Origin of the sequence: Flavobacterium amnicola (assembly GCF_004122165.1) — a bacterium.
Taxonomy (GTDB): Bacteria; Bacteroidota; Bacteroidia; order Flavobacteriales; family Flavobacteriaceae; genus Flavobacterium; species Flavobacterium amnicola.
Genome location: NZ_SBKO01000002.1, coordinates 65,896 through 88,025 on the forward strand (window position 1 = coordinate 65,896; position 22,130 = coordinate 88,025).

General features: G+C 35.9%; 21 protein-coding genes and 3 pseudogenes. 8 read left to right on the plus strand and 16 right to left on the minus strand.

Annotation, left to right across the window (positions count from 1 at the left end; all coding sequences use genetic code 11):
* The first annotated feature begins 1 nt into the window (after nt 1).
* Complete coding sequence (locus EQG63_RS05790; RefSeq protein ID WP_129435414.1) at nt 2-1,237, plus strand: DUF6161 domain-containing protein; 1,236 nt, start codon at nt 2-4, stop codon at nt 1,235-1,237.
* 39 nt (nt 1,238-1,276) lie between these two features.
* Here the strand turns inward: EQG63_RS05790 and EQG63_RS05795 are convergent.
* Nucleotides 1,277-1,399: pseudogene (locus EQG63_RS05795) on the minus strand (DCC1-like thiol-disulfide oxidoreductase family protein); the annotation flags it as partial.
* A gap of 130 nt (nt 1,400-1,529) precedes the next feature.
* On the opposite strand from EQG63_RS05795, the gene EQG63_RS05800 reads away from it, so the two are divergent.
* Complete coding sequence (locus tag EQG63_RS05800) at nt 1,530-1,721, plus strand: cold-shock protein (protein ID WP_129435415.1); 192 nt, start codon at nt 1,530-1,532, stop codon at nt 1,719-1,721.
* Nucleotides 1,722-2,046: 325 nt separating this feature from the next.
* A complete protein-coding gene (locus EQG63_RS05805; RefSeq protein ID WP_129435416.1) occupies nt 2,047-3,399 on the plus strand; it encodes a T9SS type A sorting domain-containing protein in 1,353 nt (450 codons plus the stop codon).
* Between the two features lie 88 nt (nt 3,400-3,487).
* On the opposite strand, the gene EQG63_RS05810 is transcribed toward EQG63_RS05805, so the two are convergent.
* Together EQG63_RS05810 and EQG63_RS05815 are read right to left on the minus strand one after the other, a co-directional pair.
* Nucleotides 3,488-3,901, minus strand: coding sequence for a thiol-disulfide oxidoreductase DCC family protein (locus tag EQG63_RS05810; RefSeq protein ID WP_129435417.1), 414 nt, complete (start codon nt 3,899-3,901; stop codon nt 3,488-3,490).
* A gap of 146 nt (nt 3,902-4,047) precedes the next feature.
* Nucleotides 4,048-6,225, minus strand: a complete 2,178-nt coding sequence (locus tag EQG63_RS05815; protein WP_129435418.1) for an endonuclease MutS2 — start codon at nt 6,223-6,225, stop codon at nt 4,048-4,050.
* A gap of 171 nt (nt 6,226-6,396) precedes the next feature.
* Here EQG63_RS05815 and ung point away from each other — a divergent pair, with 171 nt between their 5' ends.
* Nucleotides 6,397-7,065, plus strand: a complete 669-nt coding sequence (gene ung, locus EQG63_RS05820; protein WP_129435419.1) for a uracil-DNA glycosylase — start codon at nt 6,397-6,399, stop codon at nt 7,063-7,065.
* Nucleotides 7,066-7,100: 35 nt separating this feature from the next.
* Here ung and EQG63_RS05825 read toward each other — a convergent pair whose 3' ends face one another.
* From EQG63_RS05825 to EQG63_RS05855, 7 genes are all read right to left on the minus strand, one after another.
* On the minus strand, nt 7,101-8,048 hold the full coding sequence (locus EQG63_RS05825) for a transglutaminase-like domain-containing protein (protein WP_129435420.1): 948 nt from the start codon (nt 8,046-8,048) through the stop codon (nt 7,101-7,103).
* 26 nt (nt 8,049-8,074) lie between these two features.
* The gene (locus EQG63_RS05830) at nt 8,075-8,920 is read right to left on the minus strand and encodes a substrate-binding domain-containing protein (protein ID WP_129435421.1); all 846 of its coding nucleotides are present in this window, start codon (nt 8,918-8,920) and stop codon (nt 8,075-8,077) included.
* A 165-nt stretch (nt 8,921-9,085) separates the two neighbouring features.
* Nucleotides 9,086-9,619: a GNAT family N-acetyltransferase gene (locus tag EQG63_RS05835; RefSeq protein ID WP_129435422.1), complete on the minus strand. Its 534-nt coding sequence runs from the start codon at nt 9,617-9,619 to the stop codon at nt 9,086-9,088.
* A gap of 3 nt (nt 9,620-9,622) precedes the next feature.
* A complete protein-coding gene (locus tag EQG63_RS05840) occupies nt 9,623-10,141 on the minus strand; it encodes a GNAT family N-acetyltransferase (RefSeq protein ID WP_129435423.1) in 519 nt (172 codons plus the stop codon).
* A 278-nt stretch (nt 10,142-10,419) separates the two neighbouring features.
* Nucleotides 10,420-11,292, minus strand: a complete 873-nt coding sequence (locus tag EQG63_RS05845) for a nucleoside phosphorylase (protein WP_129435424.1) — start codon at nt 11,290-11,292, stop codon at nt 10,420-10,422.
* An 11-nt stretch (nt 11,293-11,303) separates the two neighbouring features.
* The gene (locus tag EQG63_RS05850; RefSeq protein ID WP_129435425.1) at nt 11,304-11,636 is read right to left on the minus strand and encodes a translation initiation factor; all 333 of its coding nucleotides are present in this window, start codon (nt 11,634-11,636) and stop codon (nt 11,304-11,306) included.
* Nucleotides 11,637-11,717: 81 nt separating this feature from the next.
* Nucleotides 11,718-12,671 carry an isopenicillin N synthase family dioxygenase gene (locus EQG63_RS05855; RefSeq protein ID WP_129435426.1) on the minus strand — a complete coding sequence of 318 codons (954 nt, stop codon included), beginning with the start codon at nt 12,669-12,671 and terminating at the stop codon, nt 11,718-11,720.
* A 241-nt stretch (nt 12,672-12,912) separates the two neighbouring features.
* On the opposite strand from EQG63_RS05855, the gene EQG63_RS05860 reads away from it, so the two are divergent.
* From EQG63_RS05860 to EQG63_RS05870, 3 genes and pseudogenes are all read left to right on the plus strand, one after another.
* A complete protein-coding gene (locus EQG63_RS05860) occupies nt 12,913-14,526 on the plus strand; it encodes a S8 family serine peptidase (protein ID WP_164974468.1) in 1,614 nt (537 codons plus the stop codon).
* 6 nt (nt 14,527-14,532) lie between these two features.
* Nucleotides 14,533-16,509 carry an alpha-ketoacid dehydrogenase subunit alpha/beta gene (locus EQG63_RS05865; RefSeq protein ID WP_129435428.1) on the plus strand — a complete coding sequence of 659 codons (1,977 nt, stop codon included), beginning with the start codon at nt 14,533-14,535 and terminating at the stop codon, nt 16,507-16,509.
* 84 nt (nt 16,510-16,593) lie between these two features.
* Nucleotides 16,594-16,803, plus strand: a pseudogene (locus EQG63_RS05870) (slipin family protein); the annotation flags it as partial.
* A gap of 39 nt (nt 16,804-16,842) precedes the next feature.
* On the opposite strand, the gene EQG63_RS05875 reads toward EQG63_RS05870, so the two are convergent.
* The 4 genes and pseudogenes from EQG63_RS05875 to EQG63_RS05885 all read right to left on the minus strand — a co-directional run bounded on the left by EQG63_RS05875 (nt 16,843) and on the right by EQG63_RS05885 (nt 19,949).
* Entirely contained in the window at nt 16,843-17,694 is an 852-nt protein-coding gene (locus EQG63_RS05875) for an acyl-CoA thioester hydrolase/BAAT C-terminal domain-containing protein (RefSeq protein ID WP_129435429.1), read from the minus strand.
* A gap of 74 nt (nt 17,695-17,768) precedes the next feature.
* Nucleotides 17,769-17,978 carry a cyclic nucleotide-binding domain-containing protein gene (locus EQG63_RS12355; protein ID WP_235827813.1) on the minus strand — a complete coding sequence of 70 codons (210 nt, stop codon included), beginning with the start codon at nt 17,976-17,978 and terminating at the stop codon, nt 17,769-17,771.
* Nucleotides 17,979-18,002: 24 nt separating this feature from the next.
* Nucleotides 18,003-18,341: pseudogene (locus EQG63_RS12425) on the minus strand (Crp/Fnr family transcriptional regulator); the annotation flags it as partial.
* Nucleotides 18,342-18,365: 24 nt separating this feature from the next.
* Entirely contained in the window at nt 18,366-19,949 is a 1,584-nt protein-coding gene (locus tag EQG63_RS05885; protein WP_129435430.1) for an FMN-binding glutamate synthase family protein, read from the minus strand.
* Between the two features lie 102 nt (nt 19,950-20,051).
* Between EQG63_RS05885 and EQG63_RS05890 the strand changes: the two genes are divergently transcribed.
* Entirely contained in the window at nt 20,052-20,339 is a 288-nt protein-coding gene (locus tag EQG63_RS05890; RefSeq protein ID WP_129435431.1) for a hypothetical protein, read from the plus strand.
* Nucleotides 20,340-20,383: 44 nt separating this feature from the next.
* On the opposite strand, the gene EQG63_RS05895 is transcribed toward EQG63_RS05890, so the two are convergent.
* On the minus strand, nt 20,384-21,133 hold the full coding sequence (locus tag EQG63_RS05895) for a maleate cis-trans isomerase family protein (protein ID WP_317125544.1): 750 nt from the start codon (nt 21,131-21,133) through the stop codon (nt 20,384-20,386).
* Between the two features lie 88 nt (nt 21,134-21,221).
* On the minus strand, nt 21,222-22,130 hold the full coding sequence (locus EQG63_RS05900) for a fumarylacetoacetate hydrolase family protein (protein WP_129435432.1): 909 nt from the start codon (nt 22,128-22,130) through the stop codon (nt 21,222-21,224).

Consider the following 22,130-nt stretch of genomic DNA (forward strand, 5'->3'; position numbering starts at 1 on the left):
AATGAATACACGAGAAATAAATAAATTTATAAAGTCTAATGTTGCTACAGAAATTAGGGATTTACAATTTACCTTAAAATTTCCAATTTCTAACTTCGAAAATTCTTATGGATTATCGACATTACACAGGTATGTTACGAACCAGGTAAAAAAATGGGATGAATTTGATGCGTTGCCATCAGAATTATTAGAAAGTAGAAATTACTTTTCAACAATTCAGGTTAGAATTGAACAATTAGTTGAAAGCGTATCTGGAGGTAATTCTACATATCCACATCTTGATGAATTACAAGCTGCAATTATTCATAATAGCCAAAAAGTGATACCAGCAGATTCGACTGAGGCTTCATTTTTAATTTCTGTCTTCAAAGAATCAAATCAACAATTTGTAGCGGCTTATGTTTTCTTGAGTGGTAAAACTAGTTATACTGCTTTTTCAAATAGTGAATATTTTCAAGGTGCATTAATCGCAGCTTTACATAAAATAGGTGAAAGCCCAACCATAAATAGAACTTCACATGAGAGAAATTCTTTCAATTCTCTAAAAAACAGAGTAGAAAAATATGTAACTGAATCTGATGAAGATTTTAAAGGATTATTCACAAAAGGACATGAAACAATAGAAGTTTTTGTTAAAAATCTTGATAGTATGAAAAAGGATAATCAAGATAAGTTTGATAAATGGTTTTCTTTGAATCAAACAACAGCAAGAGATTTTAGCAAAGAGGTGAATGAGGAGAGAAAGAATATTGAGCAAACTTATAAAGAATTATTACAATTACAGGCACCTGCTAAACATTGGAAAGACACAGCTGAAAAATTGTTAGATGAAGGGCACATGCTTATGAGAGCATTATTTGCTTTAATAATATTGGGTGGAATTTCATTATATTTTCTTCTTTGGAAAACGCCAGAAGGTATGTTAGCAAGTTTTTTTAACGGGGATAAGTCGTCAGCAATTCGTTGGTCAATTGTCTTTGTAACATTTATTTCATTAATATTCTTCGGTGTTCAATCCTTGCGTAAAGCAATGTTTTCAAGTTTTCACTTAGCTAGGGATGCACAGGAAAGAGAAAAATTGACAATGTACTATTTATCACTTATAAAGGAAGGTGCTATAGGAAATGAAGATAAAAATTTAATTTTGCAATCTCTTTTTAGTAGAGCCGATTCAGGTTTACTTAAAGAAGATAGTAGTCCGACTATGCCAAGCATAATTGATAAATTACGTACATAATATATCCATTAATTACTCCAAAAACTTCCCCTTCAACTCCTACGTAGGAATCATACAGGATTCTTGTTTGCCATACCATTTGTAACGATTCTTGGCAATAAAGTCATAAATAGCATCGCGTAGGTACGTGGGTACCCAACGAAACACGGTAAACCAATTAAAATTTAAAAATATTTAAAAAATTTATGCCTTTTTAAAGCTTATTTTAAAAATAATTTAATATTTTTTATAAATTATTAAAAAATATTCAAAAATTAACTGTACATTTGTCCTTTATTAATATAATATTTTTATGAACGAAGGAACAATTAAGTTTTTCAATGAAGCCAAAGGCTTCGGTTTTATCAGTCCAAACGATGGTGGTAATTATGTATTTGTACATGTTACAGGTCTTAACCAATCAGTACGTGAGGATGACTCGGTATCTTACTCTGTAGAAAACGGACAAAAAGGACCAACTGCAACTAATGTAAATCTTATCTAAGATATATTTTACGTATAACAAAAAAGCCAATCTGTTTTAGATTGGCTTTTTTTGTTGCATTATTTTTCGATGCTGTTGTGAGCTTCTTCTCAATAGTTGTCTTACTCCAAAAACTTCCCTTTCAACTCAGGAGTAAGAGTTGTTTATCATTAATGGGTTTTCCTTCAAAATCAAGATTTACTCTTTTCAACTTTTCTTTATATTTGCAAAAAATTTCAACAATCTATGTCATCATGAGTGTTTGAAGCAACCCAAATCAAAAAAATATAAAAAACACTTGTGTTTTAACTAGACGAATTATACTAATTACTTTGTAATTTATAATATGAAAAAAATCCTACTCACATTACTTTTATGTTCCACATTTTCCTATTCCCAATGTTGGAAATCAATATCATCTGGAGGCTATCATACTGCTGCTGTGCGCAATGATGGTACGCTGTGGGCATGGGGTAGAAATACCTTCGGGCAATTGGGTGACGGTACTTTAGTTAGCCGAAATGTACAGGCCCAAGTAGGCACCGAATCAAATTGGGAAACTGTTGTTGCAGCCGGACATTATAATGTTGCAAAAAAAACAGATGGAACACTTTGGTCTTGGGGTTCAAATCTGTACGGTGGTCTAGGGGATGGAACGACCACGAATAGGTTAGTACCAGTTCAAATAGGAACAGATAACGATTGGGTTAGTCTTGCTCGAGGATTTAATCATGTCATGGCGCTAAAATCGAATGGAACGCTTTGGTGTTGGGGACGTAATTTTTATGGACAACTCGGTGATGGTACATTCACCAATAGATTGATGCCTATTCAAATTGGAACCGATTTATGGAGTTCGATTGGCGCGGGTGAAAATTTTTCCCTTGGTGTTAAACAAGATGGATCTTTATGGGCCTGGGGCGAAAACTTTTATTATATGCTTGCCGATGGCTCAACTACCAATAAAAATACCCCACAACGAATAGGAACCGATTCTGATTGGTTATCTGCAACTGGGGGTGAATACCACGTACATGCACTAAAAACAAACCATACTTTATGGGGTTGGGGTCTTAATTTTGAAGGTGAAGTTGGGGACGGAACTACCATAAACAGACTTTATCCTGTACAAATAGGAACCGAAACCAATTGGATTGAAATATCAGATGGGATCAAACATAGTTTAGGGTTAAAAAGTAATGGTACACTTTGGGGCTGGGGTGATAATGATTTTGGACAAATTGGTAATGGTACAACTACGCAATATCATAGTCCGCAACAGGTCAGTGTTGACACTAACTGGTCTAAAATAACCTCAATGACCAACAACAGTGCGGCGATGCAAAATACTGTAACCTTAACATGGGGGAATAATCAATATGGACAATTGGGAAATGGCAATACCGGAACGCAACAAAACGCACCAGTCATAGTTAATTGCACAAGTCTCGGAACTTCCGAATTTGCATTTGCAAATAGCGTTAGAATTTATCCTAATCCAGCGAATTCAATACTATACTTCGATTATCAATCAGAATTTCAATTAAAGAAAATAGAAATAATCGACCTAAAAGGTCAGATTGTCATTAGCAATAGTAACAGCAAATCAATTGATATTTCAAAGCTGTCGAGCGGGCTCTATTTGATAAAATTGCAAGGAGAAGGACATATCGAAACACAAAAACTGTTTAAGATTTAAAATTTATAAGATTGAAACTCATTAACACTGGTTTATAATTAACCTTTCTCACTCATAAAAAAAGACGAAGTTTTACCTCGTCTTTTTTTTATTCCAAAAACTTCCCTTTCAATTCAGGCGTAGGAATCATACACGATTCCTGTTTGCCATACCAGTGGTAGCGGTTTTTGGCGATAAAATCATAAATAACATCGCGTAGGGAAGTGGGTACGAAGCGAAATGCCGTAAACCAATTAAAATACGGCAGTTCTTTGGCAATTTCTATAATCGCGCCCGATTTGTAATAATAGGCTCTGCCAGGGCTGTACAACACAATACTGTCGATGTTTCGGTCGGAGATGCCCAAATGCTTGATGATTTTTTGCCCTAATTCCGATTGCAACGATACAAACCGAAAAAGATCCTTGCGGTCTCTTTTAATAATGTACTGCACGGAGGAATTGCAAAGGTTGCACACCCCATCAAATAGGATTATTTTTTTGTCTTGTGGTATGCCTTCCATTTTTTTAATTTTTTTGAACATTCAACATTCAAAATTGAATATTCAACATTGAACTAGTAATTTTGAACAACGAACGATGAACAACGAACGATGAACAACGAACAAGGAATATTGAACAATGAACAACGAACAACGAATGCTGAACATTAAACCGGCTGGATATACTCCAACTGATCCAAATCGACTTTCGAGGTGAAAATACCATAGTTCACCGTTGCTTTTTTCTTTTCAATTTTATCAATAGAACCGATAGACTTCCCGTCGATCATACGAACGCGGTCACCGACCTTAAGGATTACTTTAGGTTTGTTGTCTTCTTCAATCTTCGCTTTTTCTTTTTTCTCTTTTTTCTCTTTTTTCTCTTTTCGAATTTCTTCTACTTTGACTTTGACTTCTTCAATGATTTGTTTTTCAACGACTTCTTTGACTTTCTTTTCTTTTACGGTTAGTTTTTTACGTTTGGAGTTTTCAATTTCCACCATTTTCAAAAACTCACCAATTAAGTCCTTTTTATTCTTGTTATTGAAGTATTTCTCCGAAATATCGTCTATTTTTTGTCCCAAATACACCAAACGCTGATTGGCATCATACAATTCCTGATAACGCTCCAGTTTCTCCTGAATTTTAGCATTAATGGTTTCCATTTTTTTGCTTTCTTCACGGGCTTTGGTTTCTTCTTCTTTCAGAATTAACGACGTTTTTTCCATTTTGGAACGCTCTTTTTGCAGCGTGGCTATGGTTTTGTCAAAACGAACTTTCCCACCTTCAATTTTCTTTTTCGCACGATTGATCAAACCGTACGGAATACCATTTTTCAACGCCACTTCAAACGTAAAGGAACTTCCCGCTTGACCCAAGACCAGTTTGAACATTGGTTCCAACGATTTTTCATCAAAAAGCATGTTCGCGTTGGTGGCAAAAGGCAATTCATTCGCCAGCATTTTTAAATTGGAATAATGCGTGGTAATGATTCCGAAGGCTTCACGGTGATAGAATTCTTCCAAGAAAACTTCTGCCAAAGCGCCACCCAATTCGGGATCGGAACCGGTTCCAAATTCGTCAATCAGGAATAAGGTTTTTGAATTGCATTTCTTCAAGAAGTAATTCATGTTTTTCAATCGGTAACTATAGGTACTCAAATGATTCTCGATCGATTGATTGTCGCCAATATCAGTCATGATACGATCAAACAAGCAGGTTTCACTGCGTTCGTGCACCGGAATTAACATACCCGATTGCAGCATCAATTGCAACAAACCAACGGTTTTCATCGAAATGGTTTTTCCACCGGCATTCGGACCCGAAATCACTACAATTCGGTTTTCGGGTGTGAACTCGAACGTTTGCGGATAGGTAACTTCCTTTTTCGCTTTGTTGGTCAAATACAAAATAGGATGGAAGGCTTCTCTAAAATAAACTCTGCGTTCTTGGGTAATATTCGGCAATAATCCGTTGATTCTTCGCGCGTATTTCGCTTTGGCTGCCACCACATCAATATCACTCAAGAAATCTTGATACTGAATCAATAAAGGTAAAAACGGACGAATGCTATTGGTTAAATCTTTTAAAATTTTGATGATTTCCTCGCGCTCTTCGTATTCCAAATTCGATAGCTCTCGGGAATAACGTAACGTGGCTTCGGGTTCGATATAGGCAATACTTCCCGTTTTGGAATTACCAAGAATCGTTCCTTTTACTTTTCGACGGTACATGGCTAACACCGCTAAAACACGGCGGTTTTCCATTACGGTTTCGCGAATATCATCCAAATAACCCAATCCGTTATATTGACTTAACGCCATTCCGAAACTTTGGTTGACTTTGCCACGAACGACATTCATATTGCGACGAATTTCCAGTAAATCAGGAGTGGCATCGTCTTTTATTTCGCCATACTTATCTAAAACACGATCAATGGCTTTGAGGATGTCCTTTGTGATTTCTATTTCGCTGGCTTTTTTGGATAAGGCAGGATAATAATCTTCAAATTTCTTTAAAAACTGCAGTAAGATATTGGTGTTCTCCGAAATGGAATGGATTTTTTTAAAACTTCCGGCTTCTAGAAAACTATCTTCAATACCTAAAAACTTAATTTCGTTGGTAATGGGTTCGAAACCGTGATTGGGCAAGGCATTGTTATTGTCAAACGAAGCACGATACTCAGAAGTTTCATGCAACGATTGCAATAAATCAACTTCGTTTTTATAAGGCGCTATGCTTAAGGCTTTTTCAGTTCCAATTTCGGTGATGCATAACTCCGAAATGGTTTCTAAAACCGTTTGAAATTGTAAATCCTGAAGTGTTTTGGTATTTATGGATATCATTATTTTTATTGAGAAAGTTCAAAGTTACAAAGAATTTTTCAGCCACGAATTCACGAATATTAAAAGATATGGTTTGTGTTTTTAAAGTGTTCCAGTTATTCTTTTTTATGAAGTTTATTTAGTAATGAATCATTTGAAATTTTTAAAATTATATTTGTAGAAACATTTTTTATGCAATTCAATATTCATGCTTCCTGGCATTCTTTTTTTGAGACAGAATCAGACCAAGACTATTTTAAAAACTTGATGGTACAAGTTGATGAGGAATATCAAAACCAAGTTTGTTTTCCACCCAAGAAATTGATTTTCAATGCTTTTAATCAGTTTGCTATCACCGATTTGAAAGTGGTGATTATTGGTCAGGATCCGTATCATGGAGAAGGGGAGGCGAATGGTTTGTGTTTTTCGGTGAATGATGGAGTCGCTATTCCACCGTCATTGAAGAATATTTTTACAGAAATCAATACGGAATTCGACAGGGTCTTTTTTCCCACTTCTGGAAATTTAGAAGCTTGGGCGCAACAAGGTATTTTGCTTTTGAATGCAGGGCTAACCGTTCGTAAAGATTTGGCCAACAGTCACAAACATTTAAAATGGAATGTTTTTACCGATAATGTCATACACTACATTTCTGAAAACTGTGAGAATGTGGTCTTTTTGCTTTGGGGAAGTTTTGCGCACAAAAAAGGAAGTAAAATCGACCGAGAAAAGCATTTGGTTTTGGAAACAGGACATCCTTCGCCATTAAGTGCCAACCGTGGCTTTTGGTTTGGTAACAATCACTTTTTGAAAACGAATGACTATTTGAAGAGCGTTGGGAAAAGGGAAATTGAGTGGTAGCAAAGATTGCTTCGTCACTTTGTTCCTCGCAATGACTAATCGTTTAACGTCAACTGACCTAAAATGGTTTCACTCATGAATTTTCCACCAGGATAGGTTCCAGTATAGTCGAGGTTGAGCCAAATATGTCCGCGTTCGTCAATGTGGTAATGGATTTGTTTTCCTTTGCTTTCTTCCACAAACAATACTTTCCGAATTAGGAAGGTTATATTTTCTAAGTCGCGTTTGGTTCCGATGTAAATTTCAGGATAAATGTGGGCATCGGTATGAATCAATCGTGGAATACCACCCACAGCTTTAACACCCGCCGCCATTAAGATGGCATGATCATCACAATCACCCGAAAAATGTTGCAAGGTTTCAGAGGCTGTAGCGATATAATTGCTTCCGATTGGATCGTTAACATAATTCCAACGCGATTTGATTTCTTTGAAAACGGCAAAACTTTGTATAATGCTTCGGTATTCGGAATACCCTTTAATTTGCTTGGCCTCTTGGAAGTGCTTGGTCGTTGCTGATAAGGCAAAATTCCGAACTTTCGGATTGGTGAAATCAATTGCTTTCAGTACTTTGGATTTATTCGGAAATGGTAATAGTTTGTCGATAATGATATCCTGCGGATACGGATTGTCTCCCATCGTGTACATCATTGAACGATAATCGTCATAGACTCTGTAAAAACTATAACCGCCCACAAGTGTGCCGTAGAAAAGCATTACCAAATAAATAAACACGCCAATAATGATGTATTTTTTAATGGCAATCAAAATATAGTGAAAAACAATAAAAATAATTATAAATAGTAAAATTCTGTCAATAGGAATGCGAGTGTCTAACTCTAAGAAGTTATGATGCGCAATAATAAAGGTTGGAAGGGTAAGTAATACATTTAAAATAGAAATAACTACAGTGTCCCAAGGCTTTGGCAAGGAAAGCTTGTCTTTATATTTGGCATATAAATCTTGGAAAATATTCGTAGTCATGGGTCTAAAACGGTAAAAATAACGAATTATTTAACGACCGCTTCAAACGAAATTTTATTTTCTATTAAATTTAACTGATGCAGTTGATTTTGGACTTTTTCGAAAGTGTTTTTATCTAATTTTTTTTGTGACCAACGAGTCAATTTCAACCACTCCTGAATGTCTTCCAATTTTTGATGGTATCGCGAAGCCAAAGTTCTGTCAATACTCGGAATGCTTTTAAATTCAATAGTGGTATTGTTGATGGTTTCTAAGATTAATTCTATTGTAGAAGCATTTTTCGCTAAAAACTCATTACGAACAGCAATGACAAAACAAGGCCAGGGAGTAGGGCAGTCGGCAATTCTTTTAAAAGTACCTTTGTCTACTAAAGGTTTGGTCATAAAGCGTTCCCACATAAAATAGTCGGCTTTACCCTTTTGAAGCGCTTCCACAGCGCCATCGATGGTATTAACAATTTCAAATTTCAAGTTGGCTGTATCCCAATTTTGTTGTTCGGCATTGACAAAACTCATCAAATGAGAACCTGAACCGATACGTGAAATAGCGCTTGTAGTATTTTCTAAATCAGATAGTTGATTGTATTTTGATTTTGCATCCACGTGTATTCCCCAAATTAATGGAGATTGCACATAAACCTGTATAATAGAGGAGTCATTTCCGGCAGCGATATCTTTTAGGATGCCTTCCGTAAGGATAACAGCAATATCAGTTTCACCGTCACGAAGCATCTGACACATTTTTCCGGTGCCTTCCGGAACATCGGTCCATTGCAAGTCGATACCAGTGACTTCAAATTCCCCATTTTCGATACACAAATGCCACGGCAGATTAAAATGTTCTGGAACACCTACTATTTTTACAGTTTTCATATTTATATACTAAATAATTTAATAATTGTTGGTTTCGAGAGCACTTCGACAAGCTCAGTGTGACACCTCAGCCAACATCGATAGCTTTTGTCAACTGGTGACTGAGGTTCTCGAAGTCACATCGAGAGCTTTTATCAACTGGTGACTGAGGTTCTCGAAGTCACATTATCCGTTTGGATTATTCATTTGCCACCATTTCCATATAACACCGACTGCATCGGTATAATCTTCCATAAATACCATGCCTGATTTTTGTAAAATGTGATTGGAAGCTCCGTTTTGAGCATGCGTATACGCATTCATTTTTTCAATATTCATTTGGGTAAAACCGTAGTCCAACCAAAATTTTGTAGCCTCAGTCGCATAGCCTTTATTCCAAAAGGGTTCCGCCAAACGGTAACCATAATCGAAAAAATTAGTATTGCCATTTTCAATGTGATCATTTACGAATTTGATTCCTGTCCAACCTATAAATTCTCCTGTTTCTTTTAAGATAGTGGCAAATCGGCCAATGTTATTTTCGGCATATTGACGATTTACATATTCAATCACCTTGATGCTTTCTTCGATTTCCTTTTCAGGCGTTTGCCACAAGTATTTATGTACTTCCGGATTTTTATTCAATTCAAACAATGCTTCCGCATCACTTAATACAAGCGGGCGAAGGAGCAGGCGTGGCGTTTCGAGTAGTAGATTCATAAGTTAATTTGAGGCATACCAAACACAAGGAACGTCATTATTCCAAGTGAATTCGTTTTTTAATTTCAATCCAATTTTTTCTAAAACCTTTCTTGAGGCTAAGTTGTCAATATGTGCAGAAGCATATAAAGTATCTACTTTTAGTTCGTTAAAAGCATATTCAAACCAAGCTTTGGCTGTTTCATAGGCATAACCTTTTCCCCAGAATTCCTCACGAAATCGGTAACCAATTTCATAAAAGTTATTATGATTGTTTTCTTCCTCAGTGATAAATTTAATCCCACTCCAGCCTAAAAATTCACCAGATTCTTTATGAATTACTGCAAAACGACCGATTCCATTAGTTTTGTATTGATTTTGTATGTTTTCAATATAACCAATACTTTCTGCTATCGTTTTAACAGGTTTGTTTCCAAGGTATACATGAACATTTGGATTGCTATCTAACAAGAACATGCCTTCTGCATCACTTAATTCAAGTGGGCGAAGGTGCAGGCGTGGCGTTTCGAGTACTAATTTCATTTCTCAAATATTCGATTCAATTTTTTCAACAATAACTATAAATAAAACAAAGATTAAAATAAAGATTAAAAAATTCTTTTGTCCTTTCGTAAAACCATGTTTATCAAGTGTTTCTTTCTCTTCAGAAATTGAAGATATATAATAATTTAACTCGTTTGGGTAATTTTTACTATAAACAACATTTACCAATTGGAAGAATAGGAACCTAAAAATTCCACCAACAGCGAGACAAAAATTTCCAATAGGTTTGTAGAGTAAATGAGAAATAAAATCCATTATTATTCTACCAACTTATCCAATGTGTATTTAATCAAATCGTTTACTGTTTGTTCTGGATTGGAGCTAAATTCACCCACCGCTCTGTTGGCAATAATAGCATTTAAAGAAAGGCAATTGTGACCTAATAATTTCCCAAGACCGTAAATAGCTGATGTTTCCATTTCTAGGTTGGTCATTCGTGTTCCGTTATAATTAAAAGCATCCATTTTCTTATTTAAATTTGGATCTTGAATATTCAAACGAACGACACGACCTTGTGGACCATAAAATCCTCCAGCTGTTCCGGTAAATCCTTTGTGAAATTTATCGGAGTATATTTTATCCTCTAAGGCTGCGGCACAAGGTACTACCGTTGGACGACCTTTGCGTAAATCCCAATTGGTTTGTGCAATGAAAGCGTCTTCTAAATCGGCAACAGAATGTTCTTCAATTAAATAAGAACGAAGCATGTTGTCTAAGCCAATGGCGTATTTGCTCATTACCCAGCTATCTACTGGAATATCCGCTTGTAACGAACCTGAAGTTCCGATACGTACAATGTTTAATGCCGTATGGTTTGGTTTAATCGTTCTGGTTGCTAAATCAACATTGACCAACGCATCCAATTCGTTAAATACAATATCAATATTATCTGGACCAATTCCTGTAGATTGAACCGTTAATCTTTTGCCTTTGTACATTCCGGTTTCGGTTTTGAATTCTCTTTTTTGGGTTGAAAATTCGATACTATCAAAATGTTGGGTAATTTTAGCAACACGTTCTTGATCTCCCACAAAGATGATATCATGGGCAATATTTTCTGGACGTAAGTTTAAATGATAGACACTTCCGTCTGGATTCAGAATTAATTCTGATGATTTTATTTCTGACATAATTTTATTTTTTATCCGCCTACGCGTTTTACTTTAAATCCTTTTTCTTTAAGGATATTCATTATTCTGTCACGGTAATCGCCTTGAATAATAATTTCCCCATCTTTAAAACTTCCACCAACCGCTAATTTGTTTTTAATTTCTTTAGCGAGTAGTTTAAAGTCTTCTTCTTCGCCTTCATATCCAGCAATAATCGTTGTGGGTTTTCCTTTTCGTTTTTCATATTTACAAATCATAGGTTCTTTTTGAACGAATAATTCATGTTCTTTTTCTTCTTGAATTTCAGGTTCATTAGAAGGAATATGATCGGGAAAAAGGTTTTTTAATTGGTCTTGTAAATCCATAATTCTGTAAAATTACAAAAAACAAAAATCCCAAATTCCAATTATTTCATGGAATTTGGAATCTTCTATTTTGATTTAAATTTACTTTTTAATCAATCCTAAATCAACCAAACGCTCGTATAAGAAATCACCAGCGGTAATATCTTCATATAATTTTGGGTGATCGGCATCAATACATTCTGGTAAACAGTTTAGTGACATGTCACTTACTGGATGCATAAAGAAAGGGATTGAGTAACGTGAAGTTCCCCATAATTCTCTAGGCGGATTTACCACTTGGTGAATGGTTGATTTTAATTTATTGTTTGTGTGACGCGATAACATGTCGCCCACATTAATTACCAATTCATCTGGTTCTGCAATGGCATCAATCCATTGTCCGTCATGATTTTGAACTTGTAATCCTTTTCCTTGAGCACCCATTAATAAGGTAATCAAGTTGATATCACCATGAGCCGCAGCACGTACCGCACCATCAGCTGGTTCGCTAGTGATAGGAGGGTAGTGAATTGGTCTTAAAATACTATTTCCTTGGTTGGCATATTTGTCAAAATAAAACTCATCCAAACCGATATAAATAGCTAAAGCTCTTAATACATAAACGCCTGTTTTTTCAAGCATTTGATACGCTTCTTTACCTACTTCATTGAAATGTGGTAATTCTTCTACTTCAACATTGGCAGGGTACTCCGCAGCATATTTAGAATCTGCCTCTACATACTGGCCAAAATGCCAAAATTCTTTTAAATCTCCTGCTGAACGACCTTTAGCATGCTCTTTCCCGAAAGAAATATAGCCTCTTTGTCCTCCAATTCCTGGGATTTCGTATTTTTCTTTTGTTTCAAGAGGAAGCGAAAAGAAGTTACGCACTTCAGAATATAAATCCTCAACTAATTTGTCATCTAGAAAATGACCTTTTAATGCTACGAAGCCTATTTCTTCGTACGCTTTTCCGATTTCATTTACAAATTTTTGTTTACGTACCGGGTCACCCGATAGGAAATCACGTAAGTCAACACTTGGAATGTTTTGCATCTTTTTTAAAAAAATATGTTAATAACTTACTAAAGGCTTGAGCCCTTTATAAAACAAAGATAAATATAAAATTTTTATTGGAATTTTAAAAGTTATTAACATTTTAAAAAAATATAACAAAGTAAGGAGTTCCTGTTATTTTTTTTTACTTTTGGCATTCTATTTAATACAAGTGTTATCTATAATGAAAAATCCAATGTTCCGTGCAATTTTGTTCTTATTTTTATGTGCAAATTTTGCAATGTTCTCACAAAAATTAAATTATGTAGAAAATCAATTGATAATTGGTTTGCATGCTAATCCGACGCAATTCAATTCCAATACTAATACTTTTGGTATACCGGCAATTGATGATTTGAACCAAAAATATGCTGTTGTTGATGTTGAAATAATTGGAAATACTAAAGAAGCTACTACCTATTTAATTACCTTTTCGGATACCAGAGATATAAGTGCTGCCACCAAAGAATATCAAACAGTAAAAGAAATTGCATTCGCAGAACCTAATTATCTTGCTGAAGCAGGAGGGGTTCGCGGAACGAACACTTTTCTTTTTCCAAATGATTTATATTTTTCCAGACAATGGGGACTATACAATGATGGAAGTTTCACCGTTTCAGGAATGCCTTATTCTTCAGTATTTGACGCTGATGTTGATATGGAGTTGGCTTGGAATATAGAAACCGGAGACCCTAACTTAATTATTGCAGTTTCTGATTCTGGATTGAATATGACCCACGTAGATATTGCTTCAAGAGTTTGGAATAAAGCATCTGAACCAATTGATGGTATTGATAATGATGGAAATGGTTTAATTGATGATTACAGAGGATGGGATTGGGTAAACGCTGATAACAATCCAACGGATGATCATGGACATGGTTCCAATTGTGCCGGAATAATTGGTACGGTATCGAATAATAGTATTGGATATACGGGTGCCAATTGGAATAGTAAAATTATGCCGCTAAAAGTATTGAATAATGCGAATAGTGGTACATATGCAAACATGGCCAATAGTATTTATTATGCCGTGGATAATGGTGCCAAAATCATAAGCATGTCTATTGGCGGAAGTGGGGCAAGTACACTGGTTTCTAATGCTTTGGATTACGCCAATACAAACGGGGTACTTTTTATAGCTTGTATGATGAACTTTAATAACAATACAACATATTATCCCGCAGGCTATGCTACCACAAAATCGAATGTAATGGCGGTGGGTTCTACCAATTCTAACGATCAACGTACGAATCCATTCTTCTGGAGTGGTACTTCAGGAAGTAATTATGGTAATCATATTAATGTAGTGGCGCCTGGAAATTATATTTGGGGATTAGGAATTGCAAATAACACCGACTATAACTCGTATTGGGGAGGAACTTCCCAAGCAACACCTTTAGTAGCTGGAATAGCTTCCTTATTAAAATCGAAAAATCCTGCCTTAACTCCTGCACAAATGCGAACTATTATTATGAATACTGCGCAAGATCAGGTTGGAATTGCTTCTGAAGATATTCCTGGTTGGGACACCTACATGGGAAGCGGAAGAGTGAATGCAAATAGCGCGCTTACTCAAGTAATGTTAGGAGTAGATAGTTTTAATGCCTTTGCTGACAGAATTTCTATTGTGAATCCTGTACAAAATAAAGAGCTAAAAATCATCACAAGTGATCACTTATCTGGAATGTATTCTTTTTCTTTGATTAACTTACAAGGGCAAAAAATACAGGAAGAAAAAAGAATATTAAATAGTGGTTCGAATACTATTCCTTTCCCATATGCCAAAGGAAATTATATTCTAACTGTCAAAGGAGAAAAATACACGAAAGTTTTTAAAATAGTAAATCCATAAGCCATCATGAATTTTGAAAGAAAAAATCTAACCAACGAAGTATTATTAGATTTATATAAGAACATCTTAAAACCTCGTCTTATCGAAGAAAAAATGTTGATTCTTATCCGTCAAGGGAAAGTATCCAAATGGTTTTCTGGAATTGGACAAGAAGCTATTTCGGTTGGAATTACCACTGCCTTAGACAAAGATGAGTATATTTTACCAATGCACCGAAATTTAGGAGTATTCACTACTCGTGAAATTCCATTACACCGTTTGTTTTCGCAATGGCAAGGTAAACGCAATGGCTTTACAAAAGGACGTGACCGTTCTTTCCACTTTGGAACGCAAGAATTCAATATTATTGGAATGATCTCGCATTTAGGGCCACAATTAGGAATTGCTGACGGAATTGCCTTAGCCAATAAACTAAAACAAAACGGAAAAGTGACGGCTGTTTTTACAGGAGAAGGCGCTACTTCGGAAGGTGATTTTCACGAAGCATTGAATGTGGCTTCTGTTTGGGATTTACCGGTTTTATTTGTGATTGAAAATAACGGTTACGGATTATCTACACCAACCAATGAACAATACCGTTGTGAAAACTTAGCCGATAGAGGAGTAGGGTACGGAATGGAAAGTCATGTGGTGGATGGAAATAATATCTTAGAAGTGTATACTTTAATTTCCGAATTGAAAGCTTCGATGATAGACAATCCGCGTCCTGTTTTATTAGAATTCAAAACCTTCCGTATGCGTGGGCACGAGGAGGCGAGTGGTACCAAATATGTACCGCAAGAATTAATGGACATGTGGGCAATTAAAGATCCTGTAGAGAACTATAGAAATTATTTAAAAGCAACAGCTGTTTTATCTGAAGAAGAAGATGAAGCAATTCGTGCCGCTATTAAAAATGAAATTGATACGGATTGGGCGAAAGTACAAGCGGAACCTGAAATTGTAGCCGATTTAGACGAAGAAATAAATGATGTATACGCTCCGTATACATTCGAAAATATTGAACCTACTTCAGAAGTGGAGAATATCCGCCTCATTGACGCTATTTCAAATGGATTGCGTCAGTCGATGGAACGCCATGAGAATTTAGTGATCATGGGACAAGACATTGCCGAATATGGTGGTGCTTTCAAAATTACCGATGGTTTTGTGGAACAATTTGGAAAAGAAAGAGTACGTAACACACCAATTTGCGAGAGTGTTATTGTGTCGGCAGCTAATGGCTTGTCTATTAACGGACACAAAGCAGTAGTAGAAATGCAGTTTGCCGATTTCGTTTCGACTGGTTTTAATCCGATTGTTAATTTATTGGCGAAGCAACACTATCGTTGGTGTGAAAAAGCCGATGTGGTAGTACGGATGCCTTGTGGTGGTGGGACGCAAGCAGGACCCTTCCATTCACAAACCAATGAAGCTTGGTTTACCAAAACACCAGGTTTAAAAGTAGTATATCCAGCCTTTCCTTATGATGCCAAAGGTTTATTAAATACTGCGATTAACGATCCGAATCCAGTAATGTTCTTCGAACACAAACAATTATATAGAAGTGTGTATCAAGATGTGCCAAAGGAATATTACACGTTACCTTTTGGAAAAGCCGCGTTATTGAAAGAAGGAAATGATGTAACGATTATTTCTTTTGGAGCCGGAGTACATTGGGCTTTAGAGACTTTGACTAAGAATCCTGAAATTTCAGCTGATTTATTAGACTTGCGTTCGTTACAGCCGTTAGATTGGGAAGCGATTTATACTTCTGTTAAGAAAACAAGCCGTGTGATTATCTTGCAAGAAGATACTATTTTTGGAGGAATTGCAAGTGATATTTCTTCGATGATTATGGAAAATTGCTTCGAACATTTAGATGCTCCTGTTCGTAGAGTGGGAAGTTTAGAAAGTGCGATTCCGTTTATGAAATCATTGGAAGATCAATACTTACCAAAAGTACGTTTTGAAACAGAATTGAAAGAGTTGTTGGCTTACTAAAAAGCGTCAATTATAACAATGAAAGCCGTTCCGTTTGGAGCGGCTTTTTTGTTGGTTTCTTATTGCAGTCTTGTTGCAATTATACTGCAACAAGCGAACAGAATCATGAGACGTGAAGAAACTGCAGCCACAAGAAGTTTGTTGAATACTGCCAAATTGATGGAAGAAAACGAAATGTTATGGAAATTGAAAGAAATGGAATACGTGGAGAAAATTGCGAATAGAATTGGAGAAATTACTATCTCAGGAAGCGCAAACGTTATCAGTCAATCGAAAGAGATTTTCGTTAAATAATAAATCCTCGAGAATTTTCTCGAGGATTTATGTTTTCTCTTATTTTTTAATAAAATAATTTCCCAAAAAACTAAATACCAAGTCAAAATGCTTTAATGGTTCAGCGTGAGTGCCTTCAATAGCTTTGTGTTCATAATGATATTTAAATTTATTCGTTTTAAGTCTGCTTATCATTTTATCAGCCATTGGAGTAGAAGGACAAATTTCGTCTTTGGTTGCAGACAATAATAAAATTGAACCATTAATATTTTCTACTTTGATGCTAGCTTTTTCTACAGCAGCTGTATCCTTTAGCATCGCTTCAAAAGCACCTCTTAAATCTCGCTTCATTAAAAAAGGAACAGATTCTTCATTAACAGGAACAAAGGGAAGTTCTTGTTGCTGATATGTCCAACATGAGGTTGAAAAATGATCTGTATGACCCGGAAATACGGCATTACTAGAAACCAAACCAACAACACATTTAATTTCTTTATAATAAGATCCTAGTAATAAAGCCAAATCTGCTCCTCGTGATCCTCCAACAATAGCAATTTTAGTTTTATTAATCTTTTTGTTTTTAGTTGCTTCTTTTATGCCATTGTAAACATCTTCAATAGCAATTTTATCTAAAATTTCAGGTGTTCCATTTGCACCAAAATATCCAATGGCAAGAAAGGCATACCCTTTATCTATAAATTGATCTCTAGTTTTTTTCCAATAATCGCTTGTCCAAGCGTTTCCGCCTTCTGATCCACCTAATCCGACAATAAGAGGTTGGTTTTTACCTTTTCCTAAATATAATACACTTTCAATGTTAGGTGTATTTAATACAGTTTGTGCAGAGTTCTTAAAAGTAATAGCTAATAAAACTAATAGACATAAAGTTTTTGATGATTTAAAAATTTTCATTTTTGATTGATTTTATTTGTTTGATACAAAAATCTCAACTTTTTGTATCATAACTTTTGATATAGATCAAAAAATCATTTTTCGGCTCGAATTCTACTTAAAGTTTCTTGTGTAATACCTAAATAGGAAGCAATCATTCCCAAAGGAATTCGATGATAAATATCATGATAGGTAGTACAAAAGTGCTGGTATCTTTCTTTGGCAGAAGTAAAACGCATTGAAGTAATACGTTCCATAAAATGACCAAAAACGGTTCCCATAGAAAGTCTCGCATACCTTTCCATTTCTGGAAAATTATCAAATAAATATATTAAATCCTTAACATGTAAGCAAAAAGCTTCTGTAGTTTCTATAGCATCTAAATAGTAGATGTCTACTTGTTGTTGCCTTAAACTTCGAGGAGAGTTTACCCATTCGGTTTCGGAACTAAAATACTCACTTATTTCTTTGCCGTCTTTTAAAAAATAGACACGAACTAGTCCTTTATGTATAAAATAACTTTGAGTACAAATTTTATTGGCATCATGAATTATTTCGCCTTTTTTAAAAGTTTTGAAAGATAATTTTTTAATGAGTTCTTCTTTTAATACATCGTTTACTTTGATGTACTTTTCAAAATGGCGAATTATTTCTATAGTTGGTTCGATATTACTTTACTTTTAAAGGATGTATTAAAAACTCTCTGCTTTCGCCTTTTTCCAAAAATATTGATAGGAAGTAGGAACAGTGTCTTCCTTCAAAAAACAACCGGTTTCTAACTCAGGGAACGTTTCGCCGAAAGTTTCAGTTTTGTTGCGTTCTACACGTGTACTTACTACATCACGAGTGACACCATCCGGATGATTGATTCCTGCCGAAGCCATTAATTCCATGGCACTTTTCACCGTTTCATGTTGGAATCTTGCCACACGAACACTTTTTTCTTCCGGAACTAGACCTTTGGTGAGTTTTGGATCTTGGGTGGCAACGCCTGTTGGACAGGTATTGGCGTGACATTCTAAAGCCTGTATACAACCCAAAGCAAACATCATTCCGCGAGCTGAATTACACAAATCGGCACCAATCGACAAACAACGAATAATATCAAACCCAGAAATCACTTTACCACTGGCGATAATTTTTATTTGGTCTTTTATTCCGAAGCCATTCAAACAATCATATACAAAAGCCAAAGCATCGCGTAACGGCATTCCTACATGGTCGGAATATTCGGGTGGAGCAGCACCAGTACCACCTTCACCACCATCCACTGTAATAAAATCAAGATACGTATTGGTTTGAACCATCGCTTTACAAATCGATATGAATTCCGATTTATTTCCGATACAGATTTTAATTCCGATAGGTTTTCCACCAGAATGTTCCCGTAATACTTTTACAAATTCCATCAATTCTAACGGAGTGCTAAATGCGGAATGTTTGGGTGGCGATACAATATCATTTCCTTTTTCAACCAATCGAATAGCTGCGATTTCATCGGTCACTTTTTCTTTGGGTAAAATGCCACCATGTCCCGGTTTTGCGCCTTGAGAGAATTTAATTTCAATCATTTTGACGTTATCCAAAGTAGCACGTTTGCTAAATTCTTCTATCGAAAATTTTCCATCCGGAGTTCGGGTACTAAAATATCCCGTGCCGATATTCCAAACCACATCACCACCTGGTTCTAGGTGATAAGGGGAAAGTCCGCCCTCACCAGTATTGTGATAAAAACCGCCTTGTTTGGCACCGGAGTTTAAGGCTAAAATAGCATTTTTACTCAACGACCCGTAGCTCATTGCGCTAATGTTAAACAGGCTTGCTTGGTAAGGTTTAGTACATTGTGAAGAGCCAATGGTTACTTTGGGATTTTCATTTACTTCTTTGAACGGAATGGCTTTTACACTGTGATTGATCCATTCATAACCTACATCATATACATCCAATTGCGTTCCGAAGGGTTGAGTAGAAGTTTGCTTTTTACTTCGAGTATACACCAAGGTGCGTTGCAAACGGGTAAACGGTTTTCCATCAGTATCAGTTTCAATAAAATACTGACGCATTTCAGGACCGAGCGATTCTAAAACATAACGCATTCTTCCTAATAGTGGAAAGTTTCGTTTGATGGTTTGCTTCGACTGAAACATATCAAACAATCCCATTCCTATTAACGGAACAAAGAGTAGTAGTAAGAAACTAAATTTCCAATTGACGAATATTAAAATTGCAGTTAAAGCTAAAAGGGTAGTACTGAAAATAATAAAAGCTTTTCTCATGATTTGTTTATTGTAGGATAAAGTAACAAAAAAATATTGAATTCAAATTAAACCTTTTTAATTTCACAATGTCCAATACCCGTAAACCAAAAAATAAAAATCATGAAAAAAATAGTTGTATTAGTAGCGTTATTGTCATTTGGAATTTCATTCGCGCAGCAAAAAGAAGACATGAACCTGAGAGGTGAGAGAAAAAGAGTAGCACAAGGAGTGAAGTCGGGTGAAATTAATGCTAAAGAAGGTGCTGTAATTGCACACAAAGCGGTTAAAGTTAATAGAGCGGAACGAAGAGCTAAAAGTGACGGAATTGTAACCGATCAAGAAAGAGCGAATATTGCTAGAAAAGACAGACAATTAGACCGAACTATCCGTAGAACGAAACATAATTAATCTTATATCATAAAAAAAGTGCCTCTTTTAAGAGGCGCTTTTTTTTAGTAGTTTCCGTTTAGTAATTCACCACCAATAGCTGATTTTGCTTCTATTTCGAGTTTTTTCATCATTTCATAGGTCGTACAAACCGCCGCAGAAGTTACTGGAATGCCGCATTCTGCCTGAATTAAATCGATTGCTTCTAACGATGGCATTTGCACACAAGCTGAAGCGACTAAAACATCAACATCGGTTAAATCCAATTGTTTGTAGATTTCCAATAAATTCATTGGGTTTTGCGCCGCTACTTCCAAATTATCTGGAATTTCCAACGCAATACTTTGTTTCACTTTGATGCCTTGATGTTCGATATAATCGACTACCATATCCGTTAACGGACGCATATAAGGTGTAATAATTGAAATTTGTTTGGCTCCTAACACTTTTAAACCATTGATTAAAGCGCCAGCCGAAGTAACAATTGGAGTAGGGAAGTCGTTGGCAATGGTTTCTTGATGTAAATTGACTTCCGACACGCAATGATACCCGCGGCCCATACTCATAATCGCCACCAAACACGCATAACCCATCACATCTACATGAGCATCGGATAGTTCTTGGGCACATTTTAAACTCATGGCATCCATCGCTTCCAATTCTTCTTTGGTTACTTTTTTCATACGCATTCTACTACTGTGAAACGTAAAACGTTCTGGTAAAATGGTTTCACGTGAACGAAAAATGGCTGGTATTTCGGTTTCCATCGTTACGTTGGAGGATGGAACTATTTGTCCTATTCTGTATTTTTTCATTTTGTCATTGCGAGGCACGAAGCAATCGCTATTTTTTAGTTATTTAACCGCAAAGCTCGCAAAGGTGCCTCGCATGGTTCGCAAAGTTTTAAATTTCTTTAATCGTATTCACAATCGTACCAATACCTTCCACAGTGGCTTCCACCACATCGCCATCGTACATCCATTCTTGTGGATCACGTCCGGCTCCAACACCTGCAGGAGTTCCGGTTGCAATGATATCGCCAGGCTCTAAGGTGAAAACGGTACTTAAATCTTCCACTAAATCATTAATGTTAAACAACATGAATTTCGTGTTCGAATTTTGTTTTTCAATACCGTTTACTTTTAAGGATACATTCAGATTGTGTGGATTTTCAATTTCGTCTTTCGTGACTAATACCGGGCCCATTGGTGCAAAAGTATCCTGTCCTTTGGAAACAATCCATTGTCCTTCACGACGACAATCACGTGCCGAAATATCGTTAATTACAGTATATCCGAAAACATAATCGAAAGCATCTTCTTTGGCCACGTATTTTCCTTTTTTACCAATAACCACCGCTAATTCACATTCCCAATCCAATTGAGACGTCAATTTTGTGTTTTTAATAATATTTGTATTGGTCGCTGTAACGGTTGTGGGTGGTTTCGAGAAAATAATGGGTTTTGCAGGTAGTTTGCCAGTTGTATCTAATGTTCTAGCGCTTTCAGCTACATGTTCTGTATAATTTAAACCAATTCCGATAATGTTTTTTCTAGGTTTTGGAATAGGAGCAAGGAAGGTTACATCTTCTATTGCATAGGCGATTTCATCGAATTGTTTATCACTAGTATCGGAAATTAGATCGTTGATTTCTTCGATCACTTCAAATCCCATATCGATTAACTCTAACATGGTTTTAGGCAACGGAAAATTGGACACATCTCCAAAGTCTTCCATATCAATGACTTGATTGTTGTGGATAAACCCTAAACGAGGTTCAGAATCTTCAATGGTGTAAGTAAGTAATTTCAT